The organism is Myxococcales bacterium, assembly GCA_016720545.1.
In the GTDB taxonomy this organism is placed as follows: Bacteria; Myxococcota_A; Polyangia; order Polyangiales; family Polyangiaceae; genus JAAFHV01.
This window is the reverse complement of record JADKKK010000018.1, coordinates 84,224-97,138: the sequence shown is the minus strand read 5'-3', so window position 1 is coordinate 97,138 and position 12,915 is coordinate 84,224. Positions and strand designations below refer to the sequence as shown.

Annotated in this window: 13 protein-coding genes; 6 read left to right on the top strand and 7 right to left on the bottom strand. The window is 72.6% G+C overall.

Annotated features, from left to right (window positions below; translation table 11 throughout):
• Positions 1–251 precede the first annotated feature (251 nt).
• On the top strand, positions 252–1,496 hold the full coding sequence (locus IPQ09_24340) for an aminotransferase class I/II-fold pyridoxal phosphate-dependent enzyme (GenBank protein ID MBL0197298.1): 1,245 nt from the start codon (positions 252–254) through the stop codon (positions 1,494–1,496).
• Here IPQ09_24340 and IPQ09_24335 read toward each other — a convergent pair whose 3' ends face one another.
• Genes IPQ09_24335 through IPQ09_24325 form a run of 3 tightly spaced genes read right to left on the bottom strand, consistent with a single transcriptional unit; the run spans position 1,497 to position 3,505 of the window.
• Positions 1,497–2,426, bottom strand: coding sequence for a thiamine phosphate synthase (locus IPQ09_24335; protein MBL0197297.1), 930 nt, complete (start codon positions 2,424–2,426; stop codon positions 1,497–1,499).
• A 15-nt stretch (positions 2,427–2,441) separates the two neighbouring features.
• Positions 2,442–2,720, bottom strand: a complete 279-nt coding sequence (locus IPQ09_24330; protein MBL0197296.1) for a hypothetical protein — start codon at positions 2,718–2,720, stop codon at positions 2,442–2,444.
• Positions 2,721–2,731: 11 nt separating this feature from the next.
• Positions 2,732–3,505 carry a thiazole synthase gene (locus IPQ09_24325; protein MBL0197295.1) on the bottom strand — a complete coding sequence of 258 codons (774 nt, stop codon included), beginning with the start codon at positions 3,503–3,505 and terminating at the stop codon, positions 2,732–2,734.
• 124 nt (positions 3,506–3,629) lie between these two features.
• Between IPQ09_24325 and IPQ09_24320 the strand changes: the two genes are divergently transcribed.
• Genes IPQ09_24320 through IPQ09_24305 form a run of 4 tightly spaced genes read left to right on the top strand, consistent with a single transcriptional unit; the run spans position 3,630 to position 8,936 of the window.
• Positions 3,630–5,255 (top strand): hypothetical protein, encoded by a 1,626-nt coding sequence (locus IPQ09_24320; protein ID MBL0197294.1) that lies wholly within the window; start codon positions 3,630–3,632, stop codon positions 5,253–5,255.
• Complete coding sequence (locus IPQ09_24315; GenBank protein MBL0197293.1) at positions 5,240–5,737, top strand: hypothetical protein; 498 nt, start codon at positions 5,240–5,242, stop codon at positions 5,735–5,737. Before IPQ09_24320 ends, IPQ09_24315 begins: the two co-directional genes overlap by 16 nt.
• Positions 5,734–8,175, top strand: a complete 2,442-nt coding sequence (locus tag IPQ09_24310) for a hypothetical protein (protein ID MBL0197292.1) — start codon at positions 5,734–5,736, stop codon at positions 8,173–8,175. Before IPQ09_24315 ends, IPQ09_24310 begins: the two co-directional genes overlap by 4 nt.
• A complete protein-coding gene (locus IPQ09_24305) occupies positions 8,172–8,936 on the top strand; it encodes a hypothetical protein (protein MBL0197291.1) in 765 nt (254 codons plus the stop codon). Before IPQ09_24310 ends, IPQ09_24305 begins: the two co-directional genes overlap by 4 nt.
• Before the next feature lie 20 nt (positions 8,937–8,956).
• Here the strand turns inward: IPQ09_24305 and IPQ09_24300 are convergent, their stop codons facing one another.
• Both IPQ09_24300 and IPQ09_24295 read right to left on the bottom strand, forming a co-directional pair.
• Entirely contained in the window at positions 8,957–9,772 is an 816-nt protein-coding gene (locus tag IPQ09_24300) for a lysophospholipid acyltransferase family protein (protein MBL0197290.1), read from the bottom strand.
• On the bottom strand, positions 9,769–10,047 hold the full coding sequence (locus IPQ09_24295; protein MBL0197289.1) for a hypothetical protein: 279 nt from the start codon (positions 10,045–10,047) through the stop codon (positions 9,769–9,771). Before IPQ09_24295 ends, IPQ09_24300 begins: the two co-directional genes overlap by 4 nt.
• Before the next feature lie 113 nt (positions 10,048–10,160).
• Between IPQ09_24295 and IPQ09_24290 the strand changes: the two genes are divergently transcribed.
• Positions 10,161–10,970 (top strand): ATP-binding cassette domain-containing protein, encoded by an 810-nt coding sequence (locus IPQ09_24290; protein MBL0197288.1) that lies wholly within the window; start codon positions 10,161–10,163, stop codon positions 10,968–10,970.
• 18 nt (positions 10,971–10,988) lie between these two features.
• Here IPQ09_24290 and IPQ09_24285 read toward each other — a convergent pair whose 3' ends face one another.
• Positions 10,989–11,909: a polysaccharide deacetylase family protein gene (locus IPQ09_24285; protein MBL0197287.1), complete on the bottom strand. Its 921-nt coding sequence runs from the start codon at positions 11,907–11,909 to the stop codon at positions 10,989–10,991.
• A 136-nt stretch (positions 11,910–12,045) separates the two neighbouring features.
• Positions 12,046–12,864, bottom strand: coding sequence for a hypothetical protein (locus IPQ09_24280; GenBank protein ID MBL0197286.1), 819 nt, complete (start codon positions 12,862–12,864; stop codon positions 12,046–12,048).
• Positions 12,865–12,915: the final 51 nt, after the last annotated feature.

The following is a 12,915-nucleotide window of genomic DNA, read 5'->3' as shown; positions in this document are numbered from 1 at the left end:
CGGGGGGCGACGCGGGGGCGACGCGGGGGGCGAAGAGTGCGTCGCTTGGTTCGCGGCGCGCGCATCGTTTTACAACGCCGCTCGCAGAAGCCTCCAGCAATTCCGCCCCCCAGAAATCGACCCTGTGCGGCACGTTTCGTGTAAGTACCGCGCGCGTGCGCGCTCGTCCGCGCTCGCCTTCCTCTCGCGCTGCGGCGCCCACCCGGTCCCCGAACCCCTCCCGCGCCGGCCCGGCGCCCCCAAGGAGCCCCTTGAGCTTCATCCACGACAAAGCGAAGGCCGAGCTCGCGCGCGTCAACCTCGCCCGCAAGAAGCAGGTCTACCCCTACTTTCGCCCCTTCGAGACCGGCGGACTCCACACGCAGATCGATGGCAAGCCGATCGTCAACTTCAGCTCGAACGACTACCTCGGCCTCACGAATCACCCGAAGGTGAAGGAGGCGGCGATCCGCGCGGTCGAGAAGTACGCGTGCGGTCTGTCGAGCTCACGAGTGCAGGCGACCACGGTGGAGCACGTCGACCTCGAGCGGCGCCTCGCGAAGTGGTTCGGGTTCGAGAGCTGCCTCGTGTTCACGACCGGCTATCAGGCCATGCTCGGCACGCTGATGGCGCTCGCCGACAGTGACACGACGCTCATCCTCGACAGCTTCAGCCACGCCTGCATCCTCGACGGCACGTTCCTCGCGGCGGGCGTACCGGGGAAGGCGCCGGAGGTTCGCTTCTTCAACCACAACTCGGCGCGGAGCCTGGAGCGCATCCTAAAGACGCGCGAGCGGAAGAACGCCATCGTGCTGGTCGAGGGCGTGTACTCGCTCGACGGCGACCGCGCGCACCTCAAGGAGTTCGTGGAGATCTGCGACCGCTACGACGCCGTCCTCATCGTGGACGACGCCCACGGGACCGGCACGCTCGGCGAGCGGGGTACCGGCATCCTCGAGGCCGACGGCCTGCTCGGACGTGTGCCCATCGTGGTGTCGACGTTCTCCAAGACGTTCGGTGGCATCGGCGGCATCTTGCTCGCCGACGAGGTCATCATCGACCTCGTCAAGCACAACGCGCGGAGCTTCCTCTTCAGCGCGTCGCTGCCGATCCCCATCGTCGCCGCGGCGAGCACCATCCTCGACATGCTGGAGGCCGACGGGCCGGCGATGGTGCGCGAGCTGCACCAGAAGTCGGACTACATGCGCGGCAGACTCACCGGCATCGGCTTCGATCTCGGCGCGAGCAACACGCACATCATGCCGGTCATGTGCCGCGACGAGCGCAAGACCCTCTTCATGCACGTGGCGCTCCTCGAGTGCGGCGTCCTCATGGTGCCCATCACCTACCCGGGGGTGAAGCTCGGCGAAGAGCGCCTCCGCGTGAACGTGACGCGTGGGCACACGCAGGAAGACATGGACAACGCGCTGTCGCTGCTCGAGAGCTACGGCGAGGCGTTCTTCGTGCTCTCGGGCGAAGATCTTGGCCCGATGGAAGACGAGGAGCTCGGAGCGTAGCTACTCGGGGCGCGAGAGCTTCAGGACGGCCTTCGCCACGTCGTCCACGGTGCCGAGGCCGGCGAGCATCTCGCTCGGCATGCTCACGTCGAAGCGCTCCTCGGCGTCGGCGATGAGCTCCATCACCGCGAGGCTGTCGAGCCCGAGATCGTTCATGATGTGGTCGCCCGGCGACACGCTCCGGGCCGCGCTCACGTGGCGCCGGAGCAGCTCGATCGTCTTGGCGAGGGTGTCGTCGTAGGTGAGCATCGACGACGCTGTAGCATTCCCGCGAACGGGCGCCTCGCGCAAAGCAGCGCGCAGCTCCTCGAAGAGCCCCCTCCGCGAGGGCGCCGCGAACGCCGCGCGCATCACCGCCACCCCGTCGGCCCCCGCGCGCACGCAGGCCGCGGCGCGCTCCGGCGTGACGCCGCCGAGGGCGAGCACGCGGAGCCTCCCCCCGAGTGCGCCGCCCGCGTCGGACTCGGACGCGATCGCGCGGGCCTCACGGAGCGCCTCGAGCCCTCGGGCCGGGCCCTTCCCGGGCACGGGGTAGATCGGGCTGACGAGGACGGCGTCGAGACTGTTCGCCGCGGCAGCGCGGACGTCCTCCGCGGCGTGGGCGGCGCGCGAGAGCCAGAGCCCGCCGAGCGCGGCGCGTAGCCCCCCAGCCGGCATCCCCGACGGCGCGTGGACCCCGTCCGCCGCGAGCTCGCGCGCGAGCCCCACGTCGCCGTTCACGACGAAGGGCACGCCGCACGCGCGAGCGGCCTCCGCGACGAGGACCGCGACGCGGCGCGCATCGACGACGCTCGCCTTGGCCCGGGCCTGCACCACGACCGAGCGCCCGAACACCTCGGCGGCCGCCTCGACGGCGCGCCGTAGCGAGGTCGCCTCGATCCCCTCGGGCGTGATGAGCATCACCGCCACCTCCACGCGCGCGCGGGTCATCGACGCCAGCGACGCCTACGGCCCGCCGCCGGTGGACGCCGTGGGCGGCGCTCCCGCGAGCTGCCGCTTCGCCTCGGCCACGTGGCGGTTCGACGGATACCGCTCGACCAGGAAGCGCAACGTGGCCTGCGCCGCTGGCTCGTCGTTCTTCTTGCGAAACTCGAGCGCGAGCTGCCACAGCGCGTCGCCCGCGGAGTCCTCGGTGCGGAGCGTCGGATCGGGCTCGCGCGTGCACTGCATGGGGGCAACGGCGAAGGACGCGAGCAGGGTCGAGACGACGGCGAGGCGGAGCATCGGTCGGCATTCTATTCGATAAGGCCCGCCGCGGGGCTCGAGGCGTTCGCGTAGCGGCTCTTCTTCATGCGCCCAGCCTCGAAGGCCTTTCGCCCCGCCGACACGGCCTCGCGCATCGCCTCGGCCATCAGCACCGGGCGCTTGGCGTGGGCGATCGCCGTGTTCATGAGCACCCCGTCACAGCCAAGCTCCATCGCGATCGCCGCGTCGCTCGCCGTGCCCACCCCGGCGTCGACCAGCACCGGGACGCGCGCGTGCTCGAGGATGATCGAGAGGTTGTGCGAGTTCTTGATGCCGAGGCCGCTGCCGATTGGCGCCGCGAGGGGCATGACCGCGGCGCAGCCCGCGTCCTCCAGCTTCCGGCACAGCACCGGATCGTCCATGCAATACGGGAGCACCACGAACCCCTCCTTCACGAGCACCTTCGCGGCCGCGAGGGTCTCCTCGCCATCCGGGTAGAGCGTGCGCGGATCGCCGATGACCTCGAGCTTCACGAGGTCGGCGATGCCGAGCTCTCGCGCCAGCCGGAGCGTGCGGATCGCGTCGTCGGCCGTGTAACAGCCTGCCGTGTTCGGCAGCAGCTTCCAGGGCTTCCGCGCGAGCAGGCTCATCAGCGAGCCCTCCCCACGGTCGTTCAGGTCCACGCGCCGGAGCGCCACGGTGACGAGCTCGGCGCCCGAGGCGTCGATGGCCGCCTCGGTCTCGGCGACGCTGGCGTACTTGCCCGTGCCGACGATGAGCCGGCTGTGGAAGGAGTGCCCGCCGATTCGGAGTGGATCGCCCATGCCTCCGCTTACCTCGCGTAGTCCCGGACGGCAAGTCACCCCGGCCTCCGACTCCGCCCCGGCCCCGACGGGATCGCCGCCGGTTCGTTGACACGGCGGCGGCCGGACGGCCATGGTCACACGGATGGCGTGCCAGGCGACCCGGCCCTACGGCCTCCGAGCGGCGACAGCGCGGGCTCGCGCAGCGGGACTCCTCGCGCTGGGCCTGGCGATCGCCACCTCGCGCCACGCCTCCGGGGCGCCGACCGCCAGCGCGGCGCGGGACGAGATCGAGTCAGATTCAACAGTTATTCCGGATGGTTACGGAGCGCTCTTCGTCCCCGATCTGGACCCCACACCCGACAACGACGCGTCGGTCATCGTCGAGCTCGAGGGCGAGACGCTCACCGTCGCCCGCCTTGGGCGCCGCGTGCCCGTACCGCCCGGCCGGTATCGGCTGCGAATCGGCTCGGGCCCGAAGGAGCTCCGCGCCCGCGCCGACGTGGAGGTGGTCGCCGGCGAGACCGCTGCGGTCAGCCCTTCCTACGGCGTCCTCCGGGTCGCGATCGTCGACGGGCAGGGTCGGCCGGTCGACCAGAGCTTCGTCGTCGCAGCCACCGGCGAAGGCCCGCACGCGCTCGGGGGCGTGCACGGCCCCTTCCGCCCCAGCTTCAAGCCCGGGCAGCGGGCGTCGTTCGGCGTCACCCTCCCTGCCGGGCGCTACGTCCTCGCGCTCGGCGACGATCCGAAGGCGCGCGAGGGCGCGGTCGCCCTGGTCGTGCCGCGAGGCGAGGCCGTGCAGTACCGCGTGGTCGTCGAAGACGGGCGCCTCGTGCGCACCGAGTTCGGCGAAGGCGACGTCATCGTCGAGCCGAGCGTCTACCGCCTCCGCTGGACCCTGGCGGCCGACGGGACCCTCGGGAGCCGCCAGCACCAGCTCTCCTCGTACAACGGCGACGCCCTCACGCTCGGCGCGTACAGCCGCCTCGAGCTCGGCATCGACACCGGACGCCACCTCGCCGAGCTGAGCCTCTTCACCGACCTCGCGGCGGTCGGTATTTTGTCGTCCAACGGCAACTCCGAGCTGCCTCTCCAGAAGGTCACGGACGATGTCCGCGCCGAGGCGCTCTACAACTACCGGCTCGGCGGCGTCGCGGGCCCGTACGCGCGGGTCGCAGCCACCACCTCCATCTTCCCTACCCGCTTCTACGCGCCGGACACGATGCGCGCGGTGACGACCCGGGAGGACGGCAGCGTCGCCCGCGACGAGACGTTCGTCCCTGGGGAGGCGTACCGCTTGTTCCCGGAGCTCGGCCCGCTCATCCTCCAGGAGGCCGCCGGGCTCGGCACGAAGCTCGAGGTCGAGATGTTCCGGTTCGCCATGCGCGGCGGCCTCGCGGCACGCCAGGCGTACTTCTTCGACGGGCGCGCGGTGACGCGCAGGAGCGGTCGCGAGCTCGAGCTGCTGGCGCTCTCCGACGTCAGGACGTTCGGCATGGAGGCCACGGTGATGGCCGGGGTGACGCTGCGGAACGTGCTCGACCTCGACACCCGCCTCGACGGATTCTTGGGCGAAGACCAGTTCGGCGCCGTGTTCAAAGGAGAGGAAAAGTACCGCCCGATCTACCGCTGGGACACGTCGGCCTCGGCACACCTGAGCCGGCACGTCTCGCTCGTCTATACGCTCGGTCTGCGACGGGACACCCCAGCGCTCCGCGAGACTCAGCTCTCCCACTCTCTTCGCTTGAGGCTCCAGTGGTCCATTTTCTGAAGCTCGGTGTCTCGGGGACCGCGCGGTCGCTCGTCGCGCTCGCGGCGGCCTGCGGGCTCGCGGCGGCCTGCGCGCCCTTGCTCGCAGCAGGGCAGACGGGCCCTCACGCCCCCGATCCGCGGCTCGATCCTACGGAGCGCGCCGTACAGCTTCGGGTCGCCCTCACCGCGCTGAAGGAAGAGCACCCCGGGCTGCAGCCGCTCGAGGTCACGCGCGCGGAGGCGTGGCTCGATCGTGCCGAGGCGCTCACGCGGTCGTCGACGAACCCGGAGCTGCGCGACCTGTTGCTCGAGACCGCCGAGGGTCAGCTCACCATGCTGCGGTCCGAGGTTCGCCTTACCCCCCCCCCCCATGGGGGGGCGGGGGCGGAGGCGGGGGCGACCCGCGACGCGACGACGGGCGACGCGCCCACCCCGCGCCCCTCCGGCGTGGCGCCCCCGTTCGCGGGGACCGGCCGCGCGACAGACGGGGGCGAGCCGTGAGGCGCGTCGCGCTCGCGAGCCTCGTCGCGACGCTCGGCGCGCTGGGCTGCACACCCGCGGCGATCCCCCCCGCGGTGGTGGAGGCGGACGCGGCGCTGCAGCGCCGCGAAGTGCGGCTCGTCGCCGTCCAGCGACCCAAGCTGGTCGCCGAGGCCAAGGTCCTCGCGCAGCGCGCTCGGGAGGCGGCCGAGCGGGGCGAGGCGGAGCAGGCCACGCTCCTCGCTCGGCAAGCGCTCCAAAAGGTGCACATTGCACGCAACTTCTCGATCCGCGAGACGGCGGAGCGCAGCGCGGCGGTGCTCGAGCGAGCGGAGCGCGGGTCCGCGCGAGGGAAGCCCGACCCGGCGAGGGTGCCAGCGGCGCCCGCGACCGCCGCCGGGCCGACGCTCGTCCACGACGGCTCCCTCCGAGCGCTCGCCGAGCGGGCGCTCGTGCGCCTCGCGCTCCGCCGCAGCGAGCTGCTCGGACAGCTCCGCGATCAGACGTGCGGCGGGCCGTACCGCGAATTCGAGGCCGTGTTCGAGCTCGCTCAGCGGCGCTTCGATGCGGGCGACCACGAGGGCGCGTACGAGCTCGCCGTCCGCGCGCAGGAGCGCCTCCGCGCGTGCGACGCGCAGGCTCTGCCGGCGGGTCCCGCGCCGCTGTCCCCGCGTGGTGAGGTCGAGAACGAGCCCGCTCGACGCAAGGCCGCCGCTGCGCTCCAGAAGGCGCAGGTCGAGCTCGCCCGCGTCCGCGCCGCCACCCCTGCGGATCCGGCTCTGACCAACGCGGACGCGCTCCTCGCGGCCGCCGACACGTGGTACCTTCGGCGCTCCTACGCGGAGGTCGTCGAGCTCGCGGGCCGCGCCACCGCCCTGCTCACGCGCCCACGCCCTGCGGCCGCCGACGGCGCGCTCGAGGCCGCCGAGACCGCCTTGCGCGACGCGCGCCTCGCCCGGGACGCGTGCCCCGACGGCGAGGCGAAGGAGGGAGGGCTCGCCGAGCTCTCCGCCGCCGAGCGAGCGCTGGCCGCCCGGGCCCACGCCGAGGCGGCGCAGCGCGCGCGCAAGGCCGCCCAGACCTTTCGATCCGCCGCGCTGTGCGCGCGCGCCCGCGGCGAGCTCCAGCGTGGCCTGCAGGTGACCGCGGGAGAGGACCCGCGCGCGCCCCAGGTCGCGCTGTTTCGGAGGGCCGAGGCCCGCTTCAAGGCGGGATCGTGCGCGGAGGCGATCGCGCTCGCGGAGGAGGCCTCACGGGCGGCGCCTGCTGCGGACGAGGCCTCGAGCCGCCCGGGCGCGCCATCACGCACCGCGGAGCCCGCGCACGACGACGCGACCAAACGAACGGCGGCGTTCGTCGACGAGCGGCTCGCGCAGGTGGCCCCTCTCCCAGGCTTCGAGCCGACCTGGCGCGACGCCTACCGCGCCATCTTCCTCGCGCTCGCGCTGCGGGACCAGGGAGAGCAGACGAGCCCTCACCTGCGCGGACCGCTCACCGAAGCCGACGCGCTGCTCCTCCGCGCGCGCCACGCGTGGGACCGCCGGGCGTACGATTCCGCGACGCACCTGGCGGATGCGGCGCGCCGCCTCGTCGCTCCGCTCGCGACTCCACCCGCCGACGCGGGCACGCCGGAAGCCCTCGCACAGGCGCGGCGCAAGGCGCAGTGGGCCCTCCGCGCGGCAACAGACTTCGTCACGGCGTGCGAGTCGGCGCGCTGCAGCGCGCGCACGGGGCACCGGGCGGACGTCGCCGCCACGATGACGGCAGCGCACGGGGCGCTCGGCGACGGGCGCTACACGGCCTCGATGGAGCTTGCGCGGCGCGCGGAGCTCCACCTCGTCGCCGCGCTCCGCGCGCCCCTCACCTCGCGCACTACGCCCGAGCCCGCGCACGCGTCGGCGGCGGAAGTCGATCGCGCCTTCGAAGCCGCGGAGCTCGCGAAGGCGACCTGCGACGGCCAGCGCTGCGATCCGGCGGTCGCGAGCCGGGGCCGCGTCGCGCTCGGCATCGCCCTCGCGTCGCGCGCCGACGGGCGCCTCGACGACGCGCTGCGCGAGGCCGATCGCGCCGCGCAGCGGCTTCGCTTCGCGGCCATTCCCCCGTTCGAGATCCCGGTGCAAGTCCGCGGGGTCAAGCGCGAGGGCCCCCAGCTCGTCTTGACACCTCCGCTCGCGTGGAGGCCCTACTCGACGGAGCTCGCCGCCACGAGCGAGCCGAGTGTCGCAGCGCTCGCGCGAACGCTCACCGACAACCGCCCCGCGCTCCGCCGGGTCCGCCTCGTCGTACGACACGGGGCGCGAGCGGCCGCCACCCTCGCGCTCGGGCGGGCGCAGCGGCTCCGCGCCGCGCTCGTCGCCCGGGGTGTGCCCGAGGCGCTCGTCGAGGCCGAAGCCGCGGTCGCCGCCAAGGCCGGGCCCCCGTACGAGATCGAGTTCGAGCTCGCCGACGGAGCCCCATGACCCCGCGTGCGAAGGTCCCCCCTCTCGCCACGCCCGCCGCGCTCCGCGGGCTCGTCACGCTCGCAGTCGTCGCCGGAGTGGGAGCCGGCGCCGGGTCCGCGCGCGCGCAGCCGAGCCCCTTCTCCGACTACGAGCACATGAAGCGCGGCTCACCTCCCCCCGCGATCGCCGCGCGCCCGCCCGAGCTGCCCGTGCTGCCCTGGCAGCGCGGCTCATGGATACTCGGCCTCCGCAGCGCGTTCAGCTACACGGGCGCGTCCTCCGCGTCCCTCGTGGGCGACAACGAGAGCAGCACGACGTTCTTCTTCCGCTTCACGCCCACCCTCCAGGTGCACGTGGTGGATCGCGTCGCGCTCGGCGTGTCGTTCGGCCTCCTGAGCCGGTCCACCGGTCGCGAGGGCGGCGGTGGGGCGTCCGAGATCGACTGGCTGACGGAGGTCACTGCACACTACACATTCCCGATCACGGCGCGCTTCGCGCTCACGCCGGGGGTCGGCCTCGGGTTCTACTTCGGCGGGAGCGATCGTCGGCTCTTGCTGAAGGAGGGCGGCCCGCCGATGGACGAGTCTCTGAGCACCCGGGGCTTCGCGGCCGCGCTCCACCTCGACGTGGGCTACCAGGTGTCGAAGAACTTCCAGCTCCGCTCCGGCCTCGGTCTGTTCGCGAGCGCGGGCTCGGAGTCGGTGGAGACCGCGCGTACGGCGCTCGGCACCACGGCGTTCAACTTCACCGTGCCCATCGAGGTCCACTACACGTTCTGAGCGGCATGCTCGGCGACGCTCTACGCGGCAGCTTGCACGCCGCGGCGCGGCGGCGGGCGACGCCACCGTCGGTGGAGCCAGAGCCAGGACGCCGGGTGGGCGAGCACGTGTCGCTCGAGCAGCGCGGTCGCGGCGCGCGCGGCCGCGCGCGGGTCGTCGGGGCTCACCTCGCCTAGCACCCGCACCTCTCCACCCTCGCACACCGCGACCAACACCGCCGCCCCCGTCCGCCGCGCGAGCACGAAGGGCGCGCGATCGACCAGCGCCTCAGCGCCGAGAAACGGACACGGCTCGCCGTGCTCGGCGCGGTCCGGGACCTGGTCTATCGCCATCGCGACCACGCGCCCGGCGCGAAGGGCCGCCGACGCCCAAGCGAAGGCCCCGCGAGGTTCGATCACGGCGACGCCGAAGCGCGCGCGAAGGCCCCTCGCGAAGCGGTCGGCAAGGCCCACGCCCTGACGCTTGGCCACGACGCTCACGGGGTACAGTGTCGCGAGGGCGAACGCCGCGAGCTCCCAGTTGCCGGTGTGCGACGCCGCGATCACGACGGGGCCGCGCGCGCGCGCGCGCTCGAGCGCCGCGCGCGCGTGCGGGCCGAAGGCGACGAGCGTGGGGTTGCGCGAGAGCGCCACGCCAACGAGGTCGACGACATGACGCGCGAGCTCGCGGTAGACGGCCATCGCCGGGAGCTCGAGGCCCGCGCGACGGAGCGCGCGCTCGACGTGTCGCCGCCGCACGCGCAACACCGCGCCGAAGAACCAGCCGAGCGCGGCCGCGGTGACGCGCGCGGTGCGGCCGTGAGAGAAGGTCGTCGAGACGACCCCCGCGCCGCTCACGCCCCGAAGCCGGCCGGGCGGCGCCCTTCGGTGCCCGAGCCCTCGCGCCCGATGGCGATGACGCCGGACAACAACACGGCGGTCGTGGTCTTCGGGGACCGCGCGACCAGGAGCTCGCCAGCGACCCGCAGGTGCTCGACCCGCCCGACGGCGAGGCTACTGCCGCCCGATGCCACGTGAAGCGTGAGGCTGACGCCGTCCGGAGGCACGTATGCGCCTGCTTTTGCTGGGACATCAAGGGCCTTCAGGGCGGCTTCGAGCTCGACGGGGGTCATGGGCGCAAGGTAGCAAGTTCCCTCCGCAACGCGACCCCGATTCGCGCGCAGACTTGCACGCGAGCTCGCACGCGAGCTTGCACCCGCTCGGCGCGTGCGCCACCCTGCGCCGCATGGCCTCCGAGCACGGCGCGCTGAAGTCCACCTCCGAGGTGATCATCTCGCTCAAGCGGGTGAGGAAGACGTTCGGCGACCAGGAGGTGCTCAAGGGGATCGACTTCGACGCACGTCGGAACGAGACCACGGTCATCATCGGCGGCTCTGGGGCGGGCAAGACCACCCTGCTGCGCCTCATCGTTGCCTTGGAGCAGCCCACGAGCGGAGAGATCTGGATCGACGGCACCAACATCGTGGGGCTCAGCGAGCGAGCGCTGAACAAGGTCCGCAAGAGCTTCGGCATGGTCTACCAGTACGCCGCGCTGCTCGACTCGTTCACGGTCCTGGAGAACGTCGCCTTCCCCCTCGTGGAGCACACGAAGCTCTCCGCGGCCGAGATCAAGGACCGCGTGGTCGACAAGCTCACCATCTTGGGGCTCGACCCGAGCGTCATCAAGAAGTTCCCGAGCGAGCTCTCCGGTGGCATGCGCAAGCGCGTCGGGCTCGCCCGAGCGCTGATGCTCGAGCCGCCGATCCTGGTCTACGACGAGCCCACAAGCGGGCTCGACCCGCTCACGAGCCGCCTCGTCGACGACCTCATCGAGGAGATGCGTGATCGCTTCGGCGTGACGAGCCTCGTGATCTCGCACGACATCGCGAGCTGCTTTCGGATCGCGCACCAGGCGCTGCTCCTCATCCGCGGTCGCATCGTCGCGCGCGGCACGCCCGACGAGCTCGCCTTCGGCGAGAGCGAAGAGGCCCGCGAGTTCATCCGAAACGCCGGGGTCGACGTGCAGAACGTGCGGCGTGTTGCCGCACGCACCTGAGCCACACCTGAGGAGACGCTAGGCGGCAGCCCGGAGCGCCTCCGCGGCCTCCTCCAGCGTCACGAACGTGTATCCTGCACGTCTCAGGACATCGACGGCCGACCGCAGCGACGCGCGCTTTCGCGCCAGGGGCACGCGCACGTCGGGCTGGTGCGGGCTCAGAGCCTCGAGCCCGTCGGCCGCGTCGAGGAGGTCGATGCCGTGGAGCTCCAAGTTCACGAGGGGCTCGCTCACGCACGCGCCCACGAGGCGGCGGGCCACGAAGGGGCCGCCCAGGGTGAGGCTCGTGCCGATCACAGGGAGGCGCAGTGTCGGCGTGACCTGGATGGGCAGCTCGAGGAGCCCCCCTCCGCGCGCGTGGTACGGGCGGCCCACGCGGTACGGGCGGATGGGCGCGGTGAGCACGCGCGGGGTGTCGACGACGCTGTGGCTGACCCGGCCGCGCGCGCGGATCATGCCGACGGCCGCGGCCTTCGCAGCCCAGTAGGAAGGGCATGGGAACACCGACGAGTCGTAGCCGACCTCAAGCTCCGCGAGCACGTCGAAGACCTGATCGGTGATCGTGTAGCCCGGCGCGCGGAACCCACGCGGGCGTCGCCCGACCGCGCCCTCGATGGCCGCCGCCCCAAGATCGATTTGGCGAACGATCTCCGCGCGCGGAAGGCGGGTGAGGTCGTACCTGTGGTCGAGCGAGTGGTTCGCGATCTCGTGCCCGGCGCCAACCGCCCGCGCGAGCGCCTCGCCAGAGGCCGCCCGGGCGAGATCGGCCCCCACCGCGAACAGCGTGAGCGGGTAGCCGCCGAGCGCGGCCTCGTCCACGAGCCGCGGCACCGCGAGGTCGTAGACGAGCGCCTCGACAGCCGGTGGGGGGGAGAGGCCGTGGATGGCGTAGTAGTTGGGGATCTCGTCGAGATCGACGCTGATGGCCGCGAGCTTCACGGTGCCCTCCGCGGCGGCGTCCGCGCCTCCGCGCTCGCGCGCCCGCTGTACGGGCGTCGCCCGCGACCGCGGGACACCTGGCTCACCGGAGAGACGCAGAGAAGCACGGCGTCAGGCCTCTAGCACAGGCGTGGCCTCACTGTCGGGCCAGCTTCACCTTGCCGATCAGGCCCACGCTGCGCACGCTGATGCTCGCCGCGCCCTCACCCGCGGCGCCGAAGCCCTCGCCCGACTTCACGCCGGGGAACGCCGTGGCGTCGACGTCTTTGGGATCGGCGGCCTGGAGGGTGATCTTGTCGGCTGCGAAGTTGGCGGGGAGTCGCAAGGTCGCGTCGAACTCGGCCGCGATGGAGATCAGGCTCCCCTTCGTGGGCGTGATCGACGCCTCGACGTCGCCGGCGCCCTGCGCCTCGGCGGTGAGGTTCCCGGTGATACCCGAGACCTGAATGTCGCTGTTGCCGTTCCTCGCGAGCACCGAGACGGGCTTCGCTGCGTCGCCCGCGGGCACGGTGACCGTGAGCCCCTCGCAGCCGGAGCTGCCGAGGGTGGCGGTGCCGTAGTCCTGCTTCGCGTGGCCGCAGCGCACGACGATCTTGCCGCCCACGTCCGCGATCGTGAACGACGCGATCACGTCGCGCTGCGCCGATTTCGCGTTCTCCGCTTCGCTGCCATCGGCCCACGAGACGATGCTCGCCGTGGCCACGACCTTGGTGGCGCCTGGGCTCCCGTTGATCACGATGCCCGCGCCCGAGCCGGGGTTGACGCCGTCGTTGATGACCTCGATCGCCTGCCCCGTGTACGCCTGCTCGCGCACCGGCTTGTCGGCGGACACGAAGCGCGTCTTCGACTTCCCGGTGATGGAGATCGAACCGTCGGGGTTGGTCACGGTGCTGAGGGTGCAGGCGGAGCTCGCCGCGCCGAGGACGAGGAGACCAACGATGGAAGCGATGCGCATGAAGTGACTCCGTGGGTCGTTGAGGTCGGGTTACCAAACGTTGGACCGGCC

Bases quoted from the DNA above. Each gene is read 5' to 3' on its own strand.
- IPQ09_24330 (MBL0197296.1), bottom strand. From the start codon at position 2,720: ATGCTCCGCCTCGCCGTCGTCTCGACCCTGCTCGCGTCCTTCGCCGTT.
- IPQ09_24280 (MBL0197286.1), bottom strand. From the start codon at position 12,864: ATGCGCATCGCTTCCATCGTTGGTCTCCTCGTCCTCGGCGCGGCGAGC.
- IPQ09_24305 (MBL0197291.1), top strand. From the start codon at position 8,172: ATGACCCCGCGTGCGAAGGTCCCCCCTCTCGCCACGCCCGCCGCGCTC.
- IPQ09_24325 (MBL0197295.1), bottom strand. From the start codon at position 3,505: ATGGGCGATCCACTCCGAATCGGCGGGCACTCCTTCCACAGCCGGCTC.
- IPQ09_24295 (MBL0197289.1), bottom strand. From the start codon at position 10,047: ATGACCCCCGTCGAGCTCGAAGCCGCCCTGAAGGCCCTTGATGTCCCA.
- IPQ09_24335 (MBL0197297.1), bottom strand. From the start codon at position 2,426: ATGACCCGCGCGCGCGTGGAGGTGGCGGTGATGCTCATCACGCCCGAG.
- IPQ09_24320 (MBL0197294.1), top strand. From the start codon at position 3,630: ATGGCGTGCCAGGCGACCCGGCCCTACGGCCTCCGAGCGGCGACAGCG.
- IPQ09_24290 (MBL0197288.1), top strand. From the start codon at position 10,161: ATGGCCTCCGAGCACGGCGCGCTGAAGTCCACCTCCGAGGTGATCATC.